The organism is Leekyejoonella antrihumi (genome assembly GCF_007845645.1).
GTDB lineage: Bacteria > Actinomycetota > Actinomycetes > Actinomycetales > Dermatophilaceae > Leekyejoonella > Leekyejoonella antrihumi.
On record NZ_VCQV01000007.1, the window covers coordinates 15,575 to 34,010 of the forward strand.

Sequence of the window (18,436 nt, forward strand, 5' to 3'; positions counted from 1 at the left end):
GTTGGACGGTCCGGGGCGGCATCGGTGACCCGGTCGAGGTGCAATGTTACTGATCAGTTATATACGGGTTATATTGGTTCGCGCATTGACCGACGCGCCGTGCCCGGCGTGAGACCACGACATTCGCGGAGTTCCACGCCTTGCGCCGACACGTCACGACTTTCCGCTCGACCGTTGCCGGGCTGTCCGTCCTACTGGCCCTCATCGTTGCTCTCAACGGGCTCGGCAGCTTCTACACCGATGTCAAGCCCGAGGTGTATCTCGCACCGTGGCACATGTTCGGTCAGTACCTGTCGGCGTGGACGGCGACGCCCTACCTGGGGTCGGCGAGCTACAACGTCGGGCTGGTGCCCGTGCTCCTCGTGACCGGTGCGCTGCGGGGGGTCGGGCTGTCGCCGGAGTGGGCATTCAAGGTCTTTCACTTCACCCTGTGGATGCTGGCCGCGTGGGGTGCCGCCCGGTTGCTGCGGGCGCTGACGTCGAGGGCCGGTCGCTGGGCCGGGCTCGCGGTCGGTGTGCTCTACCTGGCCAACCCCTACTCCGTGCAGGCCGGGAGCACCCTGGCGATCCTGCTGCCCTACGCGCTCTTCCCGTGGTTGCTGATCGCCTTCGTGCGGGCACTGCGCCAAAGCGGTGGATGGCGGGCGTGGCGGTGCTGGGTGTGGCCGGCGGTCTTCGGGCTGGTCTTCTTTGCGATGTCCGGGATGAACGTCGCGGTGGTGCCCATCTTCGAGCTCGTGGCGCTGATTCCGCTGATGATCTTCGCCCGCCTCGACTGGGGCATGAGCTGGCGGCACATCCTGGGGGTGCTGGCCAGGTGTGCGCTGTTCGTGATCGGGGTCTCGATCTACTGGCTGGTCCCGTCCGCCGCGGCGCTGAGCCACGGCACCCAGATCGTCAACACGTCGGAGACCATCAGCAGCATCGCCCAGGTCTCGTCCTTCACGGAGGTGCTGCGCGGTCTGGGGATGTGGCCGCTCTACGGTCAGGGAAGCGGCGCCGCATGGGTGCCGGAGGACGCGGTCTACGTCACCAGTCCGATGATCATCATGCTGACCATGCTGTGGCCGACCCTCGGACTGGTTGCCTTGCGTTGGTGCAGGGGTCTGCTGCGGGGACTCGTCACGGCGCTGGTCGCCGTCGCCGCCGTGGTCATGGTTGGTGCGTTCCCGAGCGAGAACGACCCGGCCTCACCGTTCGGGCATCTGTTGGTGTGGTTCCTGCACCTGCCCGGGATGGGTGCCTTCCGCACCACCAACAAGATCGGCGCGCTGCTGGCCCTCGGTTTTGCGCTGGCCATCGGCGCCGCCGCGGTGCGACTCGGTCCGCGACTGATGCGCCGAGACGGGGCGACCCCCGTGGTGTGGGCGGTCGGTTTCTCGCTGCTGTTCGCCTGGACCCTCCCGGCACTGACCAACCGGCTCTATACGTCGCAGATGGACGTTCCCGGCTACTGGCACCAGGCGGCCGACGCGCTGAACCAGGGCAATCCCCAGTCCAGCGTGCTGTTCCTGCCCGGGCAGGTCGCGCCGTCCTACCGGTGGACCGCTCAGCGTCCGGACGACGTGGCGAACTCGCTGCTGACGCGCACCGCGATCATTCCGGAGACGACCCCCAACGCGTCCGCGCCCGGTGGCAACTTCCTGATGTCGATGGATGACACGCTGCAGGACGGTGTCGTCCCGCCCTCGACGATCTCCGACTATGCGAGATACCTCGGTTCCGACCAGATCCTGTTGCGGCACGACACGAACTGGGAGGACGCCGGCGGCGCGCGACCGGCGGCCACCAGCCAGACGTTGAGCAATGACCCTGGGCTACGCGGGCAGGCAAACTACGGTTCGCCCGGGGAGTTCGTCTCGAACGGTGTGCCCGATGGGTACAGCGAGCAGGAGTCGTTGCTGCCGCCACTGCAGGTCTACCAGGTGAAGGATGCGACGACGTCGGTCCGTGCCGAGGCCACCAAGAACTCTCTGCTTGTCGCGGGAGATGGGTGGGCCGTGCCGGAGATGTCCGCTGCCGGCCTGCTGAAGGGCACGCCGACCTTCCAGTACGCACAGAACGTCCCCGCGGGGGGAGTGTCGAGCTATCTCGGTGGCCAGCACACGCTGGTCCTCACCGATACGAACGCGCGCCGTGCGGCCATCCCCAACCGGCTGACTGCTGGTGAAGGGGCCCTGCTCACCGCGAATCAGTCTGCTCCCGACATGCGCACCCTCGGCACCAACCCCGAGGATCAGACCGTGCTGGTTCGCTCGGGCGCGACGGTGTCGGCGACGTCCGAGGGCAGTGCGTTCTTCGCCATGCCCTACGGCGTCCCCGCAAACGCCCTCGACGACGACCCGCAGTCGGCCTGGTTGTTCGGCGACTTCCACCGGGCGGCCGGGCAGGTCCTGACGATCCACGAACCGAGCCCGGTCACGTTCGACAAGATCAGGATCGCCCAGACCAGCTCCGGGGCTTCCAAGATCGGCAACGTCACGGTGCGCGTCGGCCACAAGACGGTGACCCAGCAGCTCCCGGACTCCGGCTACGCCACCTTCGACATCGGCGGTGTCAGCGCGTCGACCGTCACCGCCACGATCGACTCACAGCGCGGGGGTGGCGGCAACCTGGTGGGAATCCGAGACATCCAGATGGCGGGTCCACGAGCGGTCGGCACGGCCCGCACGCCGACGACCTTCGACCAGCGGTATCAGGCGATGAGTCCGGCCGAGAAGGCGCGTTTCGACGAGACACCGTTGGATGTGCTGCTGAGTCGCGTGCAGAACACCCCGTCACCCGGAGATGACACCGAGACCGGACTGCGTCGCCTGGTGTCCCTGCCCGACCAGCGCACCTTCACCACGGCCGCCACGGCCCGCGTGGACGGCTCTCTCGAGCAGGCCTACGACGACGTGGCGGGCCTCCCGCGCAGCATCACGGCCACCTCATCGGACTTCTACTTCCACCTGGCGGACGAGCGGGCATCGATGGCCGCGGACGGCAAGCCGGGGACGGCCTGGGTGCCCGGAGGACCGATGAAGGGCGCCTGGTGGCAGCTGGCAGGTCCAACCCGGACCATCCGAGCGGTGACGATCGACCAGCAGCACGGCCCCGGTGACACGTCCGGGAAGAACACCTTGTGGGCGCAACGGGTCAGCGTGAGCATTGACGGCAAGAAGGTCACCAGCGGTGATGTCAAGCCGGGCGGCAAGACGACACTGCACTTCCCGGCGCACACGGGCAAGACCGTGCGCGTCACGATCGACCGGATCAGCGGCCCCCTGAAGGGCGTGCCCGCTCGCTTCGTCTCGATTGCCACGGGCCTGACGATGAAGCCGACAACACCGGGGCCGCAGGACGCGGTGACCGGATCGGACCGCCGGTGTCTGACCGTGGCCACGGTCGACGGCCAGCCGGTGCGCATGCGGCCCACCACCAGTCAGCTTGCCGGGGCGGACGACCAGGGCACGAGCTGGGTCGGGTGCGGCACGCTGACCCTGCAGGCCGGTGAACGGCGCATTGAACAGGCTCCCGGGTTCACCGTGGACAGTCTGGCATTCACAGACGTGCAGTCCAAGACGAGCGCGGCACCGACCGCGCCCGTCTACCGCGTCACCCACGACGGCAGCTCGGCCAAGACGATCTCATTGACCAGCCAGGGCAGCGCCGCGGTGGTCATCAGTCAGAGCTACGACCCACGCTGGCAGGCGACGGCGAACGGCAAGGACCTCGGCCCACCCCAGATCATCGACGGGTATTCCGTGGGATGGATCCTGCCGAAGGCCGGCCACTACACCGTCAAGATCCGTTACACGCCGCAGACCACGGCAAACGTCGCGATCGGGATCTCGCTGGCGACCCTCCTCCTCGCGGTGTTCCTGATCGTGATGGGCGGGGTCCGCCGCACCATCTTCGACCTCGACGCGGTGCCCGACGAGCGGGACCAGCCGGTGGCCGGCTTGTTGCCCGGCCTACCCAGGACGGTCACGGAGCTCGTGCTCGTGCTGCTGGCTGCGTTCACCGTCGGCTGGGCGGGCCTGGTCGCCGCAGTGGCCATGGTGGCCCTGCTGCGATGGCGCAGGGTGCCGTCGTGGTGGTTGCAGGTCGCCGGTGCGGCGCTGGTCCTCGCCTCGGCGGTGGTCTACCTCCTCGTGCTGGGTGACCTGCGTGGGCAGGTCAGCGCCTACGGTGTCTACAAGAGCATGTGGCCGCACTACCTTGCCGGTGCGGGCCTGGTGATCGCCCTCACCGGAGCCCTGCGCGGCCGGGGTCGACCACGGGGGTCGCGAGGACAGCACTCGACACAGGAGGACCACAATGAGTGACTCGACGCCGTTGGTATCCGTGATCGTGCCGACCCGAAACAACACGAGGACGATTCGCGACTGTCTGGCCTCCGTCCGGGCGCAGACCTATGCGCGGATCGAGCTGCTCGTCGTCGACAATACGAGCACGGACGACACGGTCGAGATTGCTGAAGGTCTCGCGGACAAGGTGCTGAGCGGAGGCCCGGAGCGGTCGGCGCAGCGGAATCTGGGCATCGAGCACGCACGGGGTGAATGGGTGCTGTGGGTGGACAGCGACATGGTGCTGCCCGCGGACGGTGTCGCGGCCGCCGTTCGCACGGCGCTGCACCACGACGCAGCGGCGGTGTCCCTGCCGGAACGCACTATCGGAGAGGGGTTCTGGACGGCCTGCCGTGCCCTGGAGCGTGCCTGCTACGTCGACCAGCTGTGGTTGAACAACCCTCGCCTGGTGCGACGTGAACTGCTCACCGGCGAGCACGCGTTCAACCTGGAGATGACTGGACTGGAAGACACCGACCTGCGTATGCGGCTGCGCGAGGCGGGCAAGCGAGTCGAGTTCGCGCCGACAATGATCGACCATGACGAGGGCCGCCTGACTCTCGAAGATGTGCTGCGCAAGCGCTACTACTACGGTCGCAGCATCCCGTCGTTGGCGGATGCGCACGATGGGGCCGTCCGATCGCAGGGCGGAGCCCTCATCCGGGCCTACGTCAGCCACCGATCCGACCTGCTACGGGATCCGGTGCATACTGCGGGAATGGTCGTGCTGCGGGGACTCGAGGCCGGCGCCTACGTCCTGGGCGCTCGCAGGGGGCGTCGTGATCAGGCATCCCGTCGTGATCGGCCCTCCCAGAGGCCCGCTCAGTGACCCGACGGATGCTGTGGGTGTCCCTCCCGGACCAGCGAGCTCGACGTGAGCTCTACTGGATGACACGGATGCCCGGGACCGAGGTCACCGCCCTCGCCGCGCAGGAGCCGTTCGGAGACCTGACGTGGGTGCCCAGCGACTATCGCCGCCCGATCCGCAGATTCGTCGAGGCGGGCGCCCTGGCCTGGGTGAGGGGACTGGACCAGCAGGATCCCGACACCTACGACTGGGTGACGACCCTGGAGCTGTGCTCGCTCGTCACCGGGCAGGCGAGCCGGTGGCGCAATCGGGGAAGTCGTCGGCCCCTGCAGGCGGTCATCACCTGGGAGAACCTGGCCGACCAGCCGCTCTACCGGGTCCCGCCCTACAAGCAGGCGATGAACTCGTGCCGAGACGCCGACCTGCTGCTGTGCATGGTCAACGCAGCGCGAGAGCACCTGCTGGTCAACAACTTTGATGACGAGCGTATCCGCGTGGTGAAGCCGGGTGTGGACACTCGCGTCTTCTCCCCGGCCGGGCGACCGGCCGCCGAACCCCGGGTGGTCTTCACCTCCCCGCTTGCACCCAACAAGGGGATCGACCGGGTGCTGGATGCGATGCGGATCGTGCGGCGCTCGGTCCCGGACGCGACGCTCGTCGTGGCGGGGCAGGGCCCGTTGCGCCCGATGGTCGAGCGGGCCGCGGCCGACTCCGGTCGTGGGGTCAGCCTGAGCGGGCAGCTGGATGCCGACGGAGTGGCCGACCTGCTGCGCTCGGCGGCCGTGTTCTGCACCGCACCACGGCCAACCTGGAAGTGGACCGAGCAGCTGGGGCTGGCCTACCTCGAGGCGCAGGCCTGCGGACTGCCCGTGGTCACGACGCGCTGTGGCACCAATGACGAGGCGGTGCTGCCGCCAAACGTGCTGGTCGACGACGACGCCGAGGCGCTCGCCGAGGGGCTGGTGACCTTCCTGACGAACGACCGGCTGCGCGCCGACGTCGGCGCAGCCAACCGGGCTCGGATGCTCGCCGACCACGACCTGACGACACAGTGTCAACGGATCGGCGACGCCTTCGCCGCCACCGAGGCCCAGCACCACCGATGACCTCCCGGAGCCTGCGGCTCAGCCCGCGATCCGTCGGCGGACTCGTCGGCCTGGGGTGCGCGGTACTCGCCCTCGGTCCGGCGCTGCGCCCGGGCTACCTGCTGTTCTACGACATGGTGTTCGTGCCCCACCTGGCCCTTGGCGGGCGTACGCTCGGGGTTGACGGGTCGGTCCCGCGGGCCGTCCCCAACGACCTTGTCGTTGCGCTGCTCTCGCACCTGGCGTCCGGATGGGTCGTCCAAAAGGTTCTCCTGGTGGCGGTGTTCGTGCTCGTCGGTGCCGGGGTAGGCGGTCTGATGCGGTCGCGGTGGGGAGCGGCTGCGGCCGCCATTGTCGCCGCGTGGAACCCCTATCTGGGTGAGCGGTTGGGGATCGGTCACTGGGCGTTCCTGCTGGGTTACGCCGTCCTGCCCTTCCTCGCCTCGGCAGCGGGTGCCTGCCGAGAAGGCTTGCCACGCGGCCGGTTCCGTCTCGGGCTGTGGCTGGTGCTGGTTGCACTCACCGGATCCACCGGAGCGGTCCTCGGTCTGCTGGTGGTCCTGTGTGTGCTGCTGGTGCCGGGGCAATCGGTCCGGGCGACCCGGGACCGCGTGCTCGACTTGGTATGGACGATCGGCATCTTCCTGCTGGCCAACGCGCCGTGGTGGTTTCCGTTCCTGTTCGTTGCCCCGTCGGAGAGCGGTGACCCGCTCGGGGTGCAGGCCTTCATGTCGCGAGCCGACACCCCATGGGGCGTCGTGCTGTCGCTGGTCACGACCGGTGGCATCTGGAACCAAGACGTGTGGTTCGCCGAGCGGTCGTCCTGGGTGGTGTCCGGGGTCGCGCTGGCAGCGGCCCTTGGGTCCGTCCTGGTCGCGGCGCGAACCACGAGTTGGCGGCGCGTGCCGGCCACCGCCGGTCTTGCCGTCGCGGGTGTGCTCTCCCTGGTGGTTGCCGCGGCGAGCTCCCTGCCCGGGGGAAGCGATCTGATGACGTGGGTCGTCACCGACGTGCCCGGGGGTGGGCTGCTGCGGGACTCCCAGAAGTTCGTGGGGGTCTGGGCCCTGGTGCTGGCGGTCGCCACCGGTCTGACCGTCGAACGGCTCCGCGCCGCAGGAGCGCGAGTCGGTGCGGATCGCGCGGGCGTCGGGGTGCTCGCGGTGGTCATCATGCTCTGGCCGGTGGCCACCTTGTCCGGGATGATCTGGGGCGCGCAAGGACGATGGCGTGCGGTCGAGTACCCACAGTCCTACCAACGCCTCGCAGACGACATCTCGGCGCTACCCCCGGGAGGTGTCGCGGCCTTCCCGTGGACGCAGTACCGGCAGTATGCGTGGGATGGCAACTGGGTCGTGCTCGACCCGTGGCAGCGCCTGGTGCAGCGGTCGGTGCTGGTCAACGACGACCTCCCGCTGGCCCATGAGGTGGTCCAGGGCGAGAGCCTTGCGGCACGAGCGGTGACGACGGCGCTGGCCGACAAGCGCGGCGTGACCCAGGCGTTGCATCGGGCCGGTGTGCGCTATGTGCTGGTCGAGACCGATCAGCCGACCCGGCCCGGCATGCCCGACCTGTCCGGCGCCCGCCTCGTCGACCGGGCCACCGGCCTGGCCCTGTATGACATTGGCGCCCCGTCGCACCCGGTCGCCGGCCCGTCGGGGTGGTACCGCTACCTCGGACTGGTCGGTGGGATCCTGGCGCTGCTGGTCGTGGCCGCCACTCGTGTTGCCGGCGGCGCCGGAAGGGGTCGGGCGCCGCGTCGAAAGGGTTCCCGCGCCGGATAACCTACTGGAGGGTAAATCTTGCTATGCTGACGGCCGAGTACCTGGCTGCCGCTCGGGTGGGCGGGTACCACTGACAAAGTGGAACCGGGACGAACGAGGTGAAGGCCGGATGAACCAAGGCACCACGAAGATTGCGTTCAACATCGGGGGAGCGCTCATTGGTGCGGTGCTTGCCTGCGTGTCCATCTTTGGGCTGATCGCCCAGCAGAACTCGGTCAGCCAGCCGCAGACCTACAAGTCGACGATCACCTACGGCCAGTAGGGCGCGCGCCGAACACTTGGATCCACACCGCAACGGGGCCCTGACGAATTCGTCAGGGCCCTCGTCGCGATGTCCGAGTCACAGCCGACCGATCCAGTGATGGTCTGGCACGAGCGCTGCCAGCGCTTCCCGCAGCCGCGCTCGCCGCTGATCATCGAGCACTGGCAGGGTGGCCTCGAAGTCGGGCTCGTCCTTGGGACGGCGTAGTCGGGCCTTGTAGGCAAGCACGATCTCGGGGAGGAGGTATCGGATGCCGTCAGCAGCGGTCCAGGTGACGCTCTCGACGGGGGCGACGTGCCCAGGCAGGAACTTGTTCGTCCACAGTCCGTCGGCGTCGGGGGTCAGGGGCATGTCCACGATCCAGGGCGACGCCGAGTCCGCGCGGAGCCACAGCTGGCTACGGGGCTCATCGATCGTGGCCCATCGTCCACCGAGCGGATGCAAGACTCCGCCGACGTTGTTCCAGACGTGCCACCGACCCTTCATGAACTCCACGAAGGCGGGCACGTCGCAGGTCAGGATGGAGACGTCGGTGTCCTCATGCTGTCGCCGGTACCCGGTGGCTGCTTCGATCGCCCACCCACCGACGACCCACCACGGTCGATCGAAGCCATTCATTTCCTGCGCGAACCGACTCGGTTCCATCGGCGACCAGGCACCATAGAGTGCTTGAAACGTCGCCTCCTCGGCCTGCTCTTCTGGAGAACGTTCGAGCGGAACTCGTATGGGCATGCCGTCGAGACTCCCACACTGTCGTGCCGGGCGCTCTCATTGATCGGTGAACATCACCAGATCGTAGGTCTGCGTACCTCCATCGACGGTCCATTGCGCTGCGAGCGGCATCAGGTCGGTGACCAGGACGCTGCGCACGCAGTCTTCGTCTGGCCCAGCGTCGGTGTTCGCGTCAATCGTGGAGCGGGCCCGTTCCACCAGCTGCCACTCCTTGCTGGTCAGTTCGCGGGCGGAAGGAGGCAACGTCATGACCTCACGGGTGACAGGTACGCCATGTTTGCTCCAATGGCACCTCGCACACATCAAACGGTGCCCGCAGGCCGATCGACTTACGGCGCTGCAGTGTGTGCCTGACAGCATGGTGCGTCGCCGAAGAGGCCGTGAGCCTGGCGCGGCTATCGGTCGAGTGGCTGGTCAACGGACATGCTGATGCGGAAGACTCGTCGCTCTACCACGGGCAGGCGGGTGTGGTGCTCGCGTTGCAGGAGGCGGCCGAGCACTTCGGTGACAGGCGCGCTATGTGCGCGCCGCCGCCACTGGCGCGGATGGGCTGGCGGCAGCGGTCGACACCCTGGAGGACTGCTCGTTGTACTTCGGTTTGGCCGGCGCCGCCGCGATCGCACCACATTGCCCACGGGACCCTGGGCATTGATTCCGCCTGGGCCGACTTGGGTGACCGCTGCTGGCGCACGATCACACATTCTGGGCTTCCGACTCGGATCCGGCCGGGCTTTTGGGACAACAGCGGCCGATGCTGCGGAACCGCCGGGGTGCTCGCGCTGGCGTGCGATCGGATCGTGGAGCGCGGTGACGACTTTCGCTTTGCCGACGTCCTCGTCGATGACCTCTCGGCGCGGGCAATCGCGGACGAGAACGGTGCGCGGTGGTCAAACCGTGAACATCGAGCAAACCCGCCAGACCTTGAGCCGCTCCCCGGATGGGCCATGGGCAACGCCGGTATCGTCCGTGAGCAGTTTCGGTATGCCCGACTCAACAACGGCAGCCTCGACAGCTACGCGATCCAGTGGCCCGACCACCCCGCCAGGGTTGGCTGGCACCGTCACTCAGCGCGGCAGCGGCTCGAGGTCCTGCTCCAGGTCCTCCAGGTCCACCTCGGCGGCGGGCACCACATCCGATGGTGTCTCGGGGACAGCCCGGTGCGGCAGATTGAGGACCGACCGCAAGGTGGCCTCCAGGCGAAGCCCGCTGTCGTGCCAGTCGAAGCTGCGCGCGTGCTGCCGTGCTGCCTCACCCAGCCCCTGTCGAGTGCCGTGATCGGCCAGCAGCGCATTCACCTGCTGCTGCATGTCGGGCACGTCATTGCACAGCACTCCGGTGAGGCCATCCATGATCGACTCGCTCGGGCCACCGGCGTGCGCGAAGGCCAGCGCCGGCGTGCCGTGCAGGCCTGCCTCGACGATGGTCAACCCCCACCCCTCCTTGTGCGACGGCAGCAGCATGAGCCAGGACCGTGCGAGGATCTCATGCTTGGTCGACTCCTCCACGAAGCCGTGGAACTGCACACGGTCGGTGACTCCGCAGCGTGCAGCATGCTCGACGAGGTCGTCGTGCCAGTATCCGGTGCCGACGATGTCGAGGCGGAGATCGGGGTGCTGCTCGCCGAGCGCGGCCAGGATGTCGATGGCGATCTCGACCTGCTTGTGCGGGACGAGCCGACCGAGCACGACGATGGAGGGGTGCGTCGTCAGCGGTACGTTCGGGGGGCTGGTGGGCAGGTCGTTGCCGTTGTAGACCAGGTCGACCCGGTGGGGTGCGATGCCGAGGTCGTCCAGGTCGGTGCGGGTGGCCTGGGAGACGGTGACGTACCGGCTCTTTCGGTAGACGCGGGGCGCCACCTTGGACTCGAGGAACCAGCCGAACCGGGCGACCCGTGGTCCGAAGATGACGCCCCACTGGTCGCGGTGCACATGGTGCACGAGGTTGACGACGGGGACGCGCGAGGTCAGCGGTGACCAGAACGGCACGCCGTTCTGGACGTCGATGATCACGTCGTAGTCGCTGCCGTGGCGGGCGACATGGGCCAGACCACGCAGATAACAGGTGAACCGGCCGCCGCGGCGGACCACGCGGACGTGACCGTGGGTGGTCTCCGGCTGTGCGCCGGGAAACGCGCTGGTGAACAGGGTGACCTCGTTGCCGAGCTCGGCAAGGACCTCGGAGGTTCGCTCCGCGAAGGTTTCCGACCCGCCCGCCTCAGGGTTTTCCTGGTCCCTCCAGGAGAGGTAGAGCACTCGAATCGGGCATGGCGCCTCGGCTCTGCCTTCGGTGTGCACGTAGTCTCCTTCAGCAGCCTGGATAGGAAGTCTGAGGCTGTCTGGCTGTTAGAGTAGCGCCATCTGTTACTCGGAGGTAACACGAGCGCCATGGGAGTTTTGTGCGACGAGGATCGGTCTTGCGGGCACGCGCCGATTGTCGCGAAGAGACCAGTGACATGAGCGGGCGCGGAATCATGCGTTCGGTGCGTCTCTTTCGGGCGTTCACCCTGGAGCAGAGTCGCCCCGAGGTCTTCTACGGAGCGCTGGCCGCTGACTCGGTCGCGCTACTTCGAGAGTGGACCGCGCTGCAGGATCGCATCGTGCTCGACGTCGGCGCCGGACCCGCAGAGTTCGCCAGAGCGTTCGGGGACGTCGGCGCCCGGTACGTGCCACTCGACAAGGACCCCGCCGTGCCCTCGGTGCGGCGCGGGGGACTGGTCGCGGAGGCCGAGCGGCTGCCGCTGGCCGACCGAAGCGTCGACGTGGTGTTCAGCAGCAACCTTCTCGAGCACGTCGCGGAACCCGAGGAGGTTGCCGACGAGATGGTGCGCGTCGTGCGGCCCGGTGGCCTGGTGTTTCTCTCCTACACGAACTGGCTGTCGCCCTGGGGCGGCCACGAGACGTCGCCCTGGCACTGGCTGGGTGGCGAGCGCGCCGCCGCCCGTTACAGTCGGCGGGAGGGGCACCCGCCGAAGAACCGGATCGACGACACTCTCTTCCGGGTCAGCGTCGATCAGGGTCTGCGCTGGGCACGAAGCAGACAGGACGTGGACGTGCTGGCCGCCCGCCCTCGCTACCTGCCGGACGGTGCCGAGCACCTGCTGCGGGTGCCGGGTCTGCGGGAGATCGTGACGTGGAACCTGCTGCTGATCCTCCGGCGGAAATGACCGCATCGTCCCTCGAGGCCGATCGGGCGAGGCTGCGCCGGTTGCTCGCCGTCGTCGCGGTGGCGGTGCTGCCGTGGCTCATCGCGCCGGGCTACACGCAACCGGACACCAAGCTCGACCTCACCGTGTCGCCGTGGCGCTATCTGGGCCGCTCACTGGATGCCTGGAACTCCCATGCCGGGCTGGGGGAGCTGCAGAATCAGGCCTACGGCTACCTCTTCCCGATGGGGCCGGTCTTCGGCGTCTGTCACGGCCTGGGTATGCCGGGCTGGGCGGCCCAGCGGGTCTGGTGGATGATCCTGCTGGTCACGGCGTTCACCGGGATGGAGCGGCTGGTCCGGCGCCTGGGCGTTGCGGGGCCGGGCGTCGCCGTTCTCGCCGGTGCCGCCTACGCACTGTCTCCCAGGGTGCTGACGGTGCTCTCGGAGATCTCGATCGAGGCCTGGCCGCTGGCGCTGACACCCTGGCTGGTGCTGGCCGCGCACGGGCTCACCGACAGCACCGCGGATCGTCGGCGCCTCCTGCGGGCGGCCGCGGGGGGTGGGCTGCTGGCGGTGTGTCTGGGCGGGGTCAACGCGACGGCCTCGGCGGTGGTCCTGGTCGTCCCGTTCTGCTACCTGGTCACCCATCCGGTCGGGCGACGCCGGATCGTGCGCTGGTGGCTGCCCGGGGTGATCCTCGGCGCGCTGTGGTGGCTGCTGCCGCTCGTCGTGCTCGGCCGCTACGCCTACCCGTTCCTGGACTTCATCGAGACCGCGCGCATCACCACTGCAGTGACGTCGGTGCCCAACGTCCTGCGCGGCGCCTCCGACTGGATCGCCTACATCCTCGACCGCTCCGACCATCCGACGTGGCAGGCCGGCTGGGTGATCGCCCAGTCGATCACCGCGATCGTGGCGACCTGCGCGGTCGCCGCCGCCGGCGCCTGGGGCCTGCTGCGCCGCCGCCGGGACCACGTCGTCTCGTTCGCGCTCACCTCGCTGCTCGCGGGAACCCTGTTCATGGTGATCGGTCACGCAGGGGTGATCGGCAGCCCGATCAGCACCCAGGTGCAGGCCCTGCTCGATGGGCCGCTCGCGGCCCTGCGCAACGTGCACAAGGCGGATCCGCTGATCCGGCTGCCCCTGGTGCTCGGGCTTGCGGCACTGGCCCAGCGGCTTGTCGCCGCTCCCCGGCTGCGCGTCCGGCTGGCGGCCGGTGCGCTCGCCGTGCTCGTCGGTGCGTCGCTGACCCCGCTGTGGCAGGGGCGCGAGGCCGATCCCGGCGGATACCGTGCCATCCCGCAGACCTGGACGACCGCGGCGCACGATGTGGATGCCGCGGCCGCTGTCCACGGGGGAGCGACCCTGCTGCTGCCCAACGCCCGCACGGCCACCTACACGTGGGGCAACCCGACCGACGAGCCGCTGTCTGCCCTGGCGACGTCGCCGGTCGTCACGCGCGCCTCGGCTCCGCTGGGCATCCCCGGATCCACCCGGATCCTCGACGTGGCCGACACCCTGGCCGCCTCTGGTGAACCACAGCCGGCACTGGCTGCGGGACTGGCCCGGATGGGGATCGCCCGTATCGTGGTGCGCCGCGACCTGGCGAGCTCGGTCGGGGCGCAGCCGTGGAAGTTGGTCGAGCAGACGTTGCGCAGCTCGCCAGGCTTCCACCTCGCGCAGACGATCGGCAGCGGGGGAGGCACCCTGACCCTGTGGGATGTGACGACCGTGGGTGGCGGTGCGCAAACTTATGACCTCGACTCGACGGTGAGTGTTGCCGGCGGCCCGGAGGCAATCTTCGACCTGCTCGCCGCAGGGGTGGTGACCCACCTGCAGGCGGTCGACCTGCTGACCGGCCCGGCGAGCGCCAGCGCCCAGGTCATCACCGACTCACTGCCCTGGCAGGCCTACAACAACGGCGTGCCGAACGATGTCGCGAATGGCCCAACCCTCACGCGAGGCAGCACTGAGCCGACCCGAATAGGTGCGCTCGGCCTGCCGCCTTCCGGTGATCCAGCCACCCAGCCCGCGCGGGTGCTGACGGGGATGGCCTCGTTGCGGGTTTCCTCGTCCGGTGCCGACCCGTTCGCCGCCGCGTACATCGGAGCCGGCTCTGGGCCGGCCGCGGTCTTCGACGGCGACCCGTCGACGTCCTGGCTCACCGGCGACCACGAGAGCACGGCGCGCCTTTCCTTGACCCTCAAGCCAACGGTGAGAGTGTCCTCGGTGCGGGTTCAGCTCGCGCACGGCCGCGGAGTGGACCTGCCGCAGAGCGTCGACGTCCAGGTTGGTGGGGTGCGCCGCACCGTGCAGGTCGGCGCCCGGACCTCGCTCACCGTGCGCGTCCCGCCGACCTCGGCCGGCGCGATCGTCGTGTCGTTGCATGCCAGCGCCGGCGTGTCCGACCCTGTGATGGGCCTGAGCGGGCTGGCGGTGCCTGGCGCGCACCTGGGCGACGTCATCGGTATCCCGCAGCGGGTCGACCCGGTGAGCCAGTCGATCCTCCTGCACCGGGACCCACGGCAGCGCTCGCAGGATCCCCGCCAGGGCGACGACGGCCCGGTGCTGCGCAGGCAGCTGACCTTCACCCGTTCCGGCACCTTCGGCGCGCAGGTGTGGTTGCGTCCGGCGTGGGGCACGGCCCTGGATGCGACGCTCGACGCGCCGTGGGTGGTGTCCGGATCGAGCGTGGTCGACCAGGACCCCAGCAACCGGCCGGGTGCGACGTTCGACGGCAACCCCAAGACCCACTGGCTCGTGCCGGCAAGTGACCAGTCGCCCACCCTGACGGTGACCCTCCCGGAACCGACCGTGGTCCGCGGGGTCTCGGTGAGCGGCGGGGACCCACTCTCCGGTCTGCGGGTCGCTGCGGGGGGCAGGTCCACTGCGGTTGGGCCGCACGGCGGTCACATCCGCGCGGTGACGACCAGGAAGGTGACGATCTCGCTGCAGCCGTCGACCTCGACGGGCACCTGGCGAGCACCGGAGATCCGGATCCTCGGTGCCCCACATCCGTTTTCCCCGACGGTTGTGCTCGGCTGCGGTCGGGTCGGCGGCATCAAGGTCGACGGCGGGGGCGACACCCCGCTGCGGTTGCAGACCACTCGCGCTGCGTTGCTCTCCGGCGCGCTGGTGGAGCCCGACCTGTGCCCCGGCCCGCAGGTTCTGACCGTTCCTGGGGGCACGCACGAGATCGACTTCGTGCCCGGATCCGGACTGCAGACGGAGCTGGCCTATCTCCGAAGCAGCCGGGTGGCCGCCGAACCCGCGCCTCGCTCGACCGCGGTCCGCTCGTCGTCGCCGAGTCGCCGGGTGATTCAGGTAGGCCCGGGCGCACCCGCGGTCGTCGCCCTCGACGAGGGCTTCAACGCGGGTTGGCAGGCCACGTCGAGCGACGGGCGCGATCTGGCTGCCACCGAGGTCGATGGCTGGCGGCAGGGCTTCACCGTGCCGGGCACCACCGCCCAGACCGTGACGCTGACCTTCGCGCCGACCCGGGACCACCGGCTCGGGCTGCTGGCGGGTCTGGTCGCCGCGATCCTGCTGCTGTTCGCCTACGGGTATGCGTTGGCCGGACGCCGGAAGACGATCGGCGCGGTCGAACCGAAGCGATCGACTCGTGCCATCACGGTCAGCCCAGCCTGGCGACTGGTTGGCGGTGTCGTGCTCACCGTGGCGGTCGGCTGGCTGGCCTCCGGCTGGGCCGGCGCGCTCGTTGGCATCGCCGTGCACCTGATCCCGCGACGCCGGCTCGCGCCGGTGGCCGCCGCAGCGCTGGTCATAGCGGGGGTCGCCCTGGCTGGATTCGGTGTCGTCGCAGCACAGTCCGGCGGTGCTATCGCCGGTCAGCTGCTCGGCACCATCACGCTCACGGCGCTGGCTCGGGGACTCGTGGTCGGCGATGCACCCGATCAAGCAACGGTTGCTCCAGCAGCGTCGCCGATGCCCACGCGACCAGAATGCTGAGCGACACGACCGCGCACAAAACCCAGGCGAAACCCCCACTGAACAGTGGCCATCCGGTCAGCAGATAGATGATCTGCAGGATGAGCACGTGCCACAGGAAGACGCCGTAGGAGATGTCCCCCAGCCAGCGCGTGGCGGGGGAGGCGGCAACAGCCCTCGACACCGGCGACTCGGGTGCCCACCGAGCGGCCAGGAGCAGGGTGAGCGCGATCAGCGTGTAGAGGCCCTCCTTGACCACGGCCTCCGTCACCGTCGGTGTGACCAGGCCGCGTGGACCGGCCAGCGAGCTCGACGCGACCAGGTAGAGCAGCGCCGCGAGGCCGACCAGGGTGGCCGGGCTCCCGCCGACGGTGCGCCACCAGCGGTCGGCCGTGGGACCCAGACGCGGCACAACCCCGACCGAACCGACGGCGACCGCGGCGCCGGCGGCGAACCACGCCAGGTGGCCGAGCACGCTGGTTGCGAGAACGCTGCCGCCACCGTGCGGTGCGGACCCGGACCACTGCGCCGCCAGTCCTTGAGCGGCCAGGCCGACCCCGACCGCACCGAGCAGCACCGCATACACCCGCACGGCACCGCGTCGGGCCAGCCGACCCAGCAGGACACCGATCACCGGGACGAAGACGTAGAAGGTGACCTCGGTGGTGAGGCTCCAGGTCTGGGTGAAGGACTGGTAGTCCTGCGTCGTGTAGCCCTGGAGCAGCAGAGCGTGCAGCACGATCTTGCCGGGCGACCCCGCCCCGCCGGTGCGACCCGGAGCCAGCGCGGCCACGACGAGGACCGCGGCGAGGGTCAGCCAGTAGGCGGGCAGGATCCGGACCGCTCGGCGCAGTGCGTACGTGCGGACGGACGGATGACCGCCGTGAGCGGATCCGGCGCGGATCCAGGGGCGCAGCAGCAAGAACGCCGAGATGGCGAAGAAGACCGCGACACCGCTGTCGGCGCGGGCCAGCAATCCACCGGAGAAGTCCGTGTTCGCGGCGCCGGTCCAAAACGCCACATGGGTGAGCAGCACCAGGGCGGCGGCCACCGCGCGCAGGCCGTCGATCAGCCGAAACCGCGCCATCTGGACCCCTCCGGCTGCCGTGCAGCGCGTTGTTGCCCGGTCGGCATCCGCCGGCCAGGGGTGGACCTGCCACCTGGAGGTTAGTCGCAACAGGACGAATACCCGGTTGCGGCAGCCGATCGGGCCGGCGATGTCTCACCAGCGGACCACCAGCGGGGCGTGGCACGCGGATCGGGCAGGATGGGGCTCGGCTGTACGACGTCGTGCGGGACCTGCTGCACCCGCATCGTCGCAGTCCTCGACCGGTCACGATGCAGCGCAGGAGGATCCGATGAACCACTACTACGTGCCACACGGCGGGCACCCCGCGCAGACCGAGCTGCTCACGGACCGCGCGATGTTCACCGAGGCGTATGCCGTGCTGCCGCGCGGCACGATGCGCGACATCGTCACCAACAACCTGCCGTTCTGGGAGCAGACCCGGGTCTGGGTGCTGGCGCGGCCGCTCACCGGCTTCGCGGAGACGTTCTCGCAGTACATCGTCGAGGTCCAGCCCGGCGGTGGCAGCGACCGGCCGGAGACCGATCCCAAGGCCGAGGGGGTGCTGTTCGTCGTCGAGGGCGCGATGAGCCTGACGATCGGGGGCACGGAGCACCGCCTGGAAGTGGGCGGCTATGCCTTCATTCCGCCGCGCTCCGACTGGCAGGTGCGTGCGGCGGGAACCGACCCGCTGCGCTTCCACTGGATCCGCAAGGCCTACGAGTATGTCGAGGGCATCGAGGTACCCGAGGCGTTCGTGACGAATGAGCACGACGTCGAGCCCGGTGCCATGGCCGGCACCGATGGCAAGTGGGTGACGACCCGGTTCGTGGACCCGACCGACGTGCGGTACGACATGCACGTCAACATCGTGACGTTCGAGCCTGGCGCCGTCATCCCGTTTGCCGAGACGCACATCATGGAGCACGGGCTCTACGTGCTGGAGGGCAAGGCGGTCTACCGTCTCAACCAGGACTGGGTCGAGGTGCAGGAGGGCGACTTCATGTGGTTGCGCTCGTTCTGCCCGCAGGCCTGCTATGCCGGGGGTCCTGGCCGGTTCCGCTACCTCCTCTACAAGGACATGAACCGCCACCCGAGGTTCCTGGTCTAGCAACAACCACACCCCCGAAATGTGCACATTTCGCGGCCGTCAACAAAGTGTTGAAAGAGGCTTCCACAAACTGTTGAAGTTGGTTAGGCTGTGCCCAACAGTTGCGACCGCCGTTCTGCACGGATAACCAGCGGTCTGCCGTGATCCCAACCGTGTGCTGGCGCCCCG

General features: G+C 69.0%; 12 protein-coding genes. 8 read left to right on the top strand and 4 right to left on the bottom strand.

Translation table 11 applies throughout. From position 1 onward, the window contains the following. The first annotated feature begins 140 nt into the window (after window positions 1-140). The 5 genes from FGL98_RS06820 (at window position 141) to FGL98_RS25295 (ending at window position 8,267) form a co-directional block, all read left to right on the top strand. Window positions 141-4,310, top strand: a complete 4,170-nt coding sequence (locus FGL98_RS06820) for an alpha-(1->3)-arabinofuranosyltransferase domain-containing protein (RefSeq protein WP_146315992.1) — start codon at window positions 141-143, stop codon at window positions 4,308-4,310. Next, a complete protein-coding gene (locus FGL98_RS06825; RefSeq protein WP_146315993.1) occupies window positions 4,303-5,160 on the top strand; it encodes a glycosyltransferase family 2 protein in 858 nt (285 codons plus the stop codon). The genes FGL98_RS06820 and FGL98_RS06825 overlap by 8 nt, the downstream gene beginning before the upstream one ends. Continuing rightward, the gene (locus FGL98_RS06830) at window positions 5,157-6,245 is read left to right on the top strand and encodes a glycosyltransferase family 4 protein (RefSeq protein WP_246136409.1); all 1,089 of its coding nucleotides are present in this window, start codon (window positions 5,157-5,159) and stop codon (window positions 6,243-6,245) included. Before FGL98_RS06825 ends, FGL98_RS06830 begins: the two co-directional genes overlap by 4 nt. After that, entirely contained in the window at window positions 6,242-8,005 is a 1,764-nt protein-coding gene (locus FGL98_RS06835; RefSeq protein ID WP_146315994.1) for an MmpA family trehalose lipid delivery protein, read from the top strand. The genes FGL98_RS06830 and FGL98_RS06835 overlap by 4 nt, the downstream gene beginning before the upstream one ends. Before the next feature lie 109 nt (window positions 8,006-8,114). Further along, entirely contained in the window at window positions 8,115-8,267 is a 153-nt protein-coding gene (locus tag FGL98_RS25295; RefSeq protein WP_186526023.1) for a hypothetical protein, read from the top strand. A 78-nt stretch (window positions 8,268-8,345) separates the two neighbouring features. Here the strand turns inward: FGL98_RS25295 and FGL98_RS06840 are convergent, their stop codons facing one another. The 3 genes from FGL98_RS06840 to FGL98_RS06850 all read right to left on the bottom strand — a co-directional run bounded on the left by FGL98_RS06840 (window position 8,346) and on the right by FGL98_RS06850 (window position 11,293). Continuing rightward, entirely contained in the window at window positions 8,346-8,885 is a 540-nt protein-coding gene (locus tag FGL98_RS06840; RefSeq protein ID WP_222432041.1) for a hypothetical protein, read from the bottom strand. A 150-nt stretch (window positions 8,886-9,035) separates the two neighbouring features. Further along, window positions 9,036-9,248 (bottom strand): hypothetical protein, encoded by a 213-nt coding sequence (locus FGL98_RS06845; protein ID WP_146315996.1) that lies wholly within the window; start codon window positions 9,246-9,248, stop codon window positions 9,036-9,038. An 815-nt stretch (window positions 9,249-10,063) separates the two neighbouring features. Then, a complete protein-coding gene (locus FGL98_RS06850) occupies window positions 10,064-11,293 on the bottom strand; it encodes a glycosyltransferase family 4 protein (protein ID WP_246136410.1) in 1,230 nt (409 codons plus the stop codon). A gap of 158 nt (window positions 11,294-11,451) precedes the next feature. Between FGL98_RS06850 and FGL98_RS06855 the strand changes: the two genes are divergently transcribed. Both FGL98_RS06855 and FGL98_RS06860 read left to right on the top strand, forming a co-directional pair. Next, window positions 11,452-12,162, top strand: a complete 711-nt coding sequence (locus FGL98_RS06855) for a class I SAM-dependent methyltransferase (protein WP_146315997.1) — start codon at window positions 11,452-11,454, stop codon at window positions 12,160-12,162. Next, on the top strand, window positions 12,159-16,112 hold the full coding sequence (locus FGL98_RS06860; protein WP_146315998.1) for an alpha-(1->3)-arabinofuranosyltransferase domain-containing protein: 3,954 nt from the start codon (window positions 12,159-12,161) through the stop codon (window positions 16,110-16,112). The genes FGL98_RS06855 and FGL98_RS06860 overlap by 4 nt, the downstream gene beginning before the upstream one ends. Here FGL98_RS06860 and FGL98_RS06865 read toward each other — a convergent pair. Then, window positions 16,015-17,178 (bottom strand): acyltransferase family protein, encoded by a 1,164-nt coding sequence (locus FGL98_RS06865; protein WP_146315999.1) that lies wholly within the window; start codon window positions 17,176-17,178, stop codon window positions 16,015-16,017. The two genes, FGL98_RS06860 and FGL98_RS06865, sit on opposite strands and share 98 nt — an antisense overlap. A gap of 271 nt (window positions 17,179-17,449) precedes the next feature. On the opposite strand from FGL98_RS06865, the gene FGL98_RS06870 reads away from it, so the two are divergent. Continuing rightward, a complete protein-coding gene (locus FGL98_RS06870; RefSeq protein WP_146316000.1) occupies window positions 17,450-18,268 on the top strand; it encodes a bifunctional allantoicase/(S)-ureidoglycine aminohydrolase in 819 nt (272 codons plus the stop codon). The last annotated feature ends 168 nt before the right edge of the window (window positions 18,269-18,436 follow it).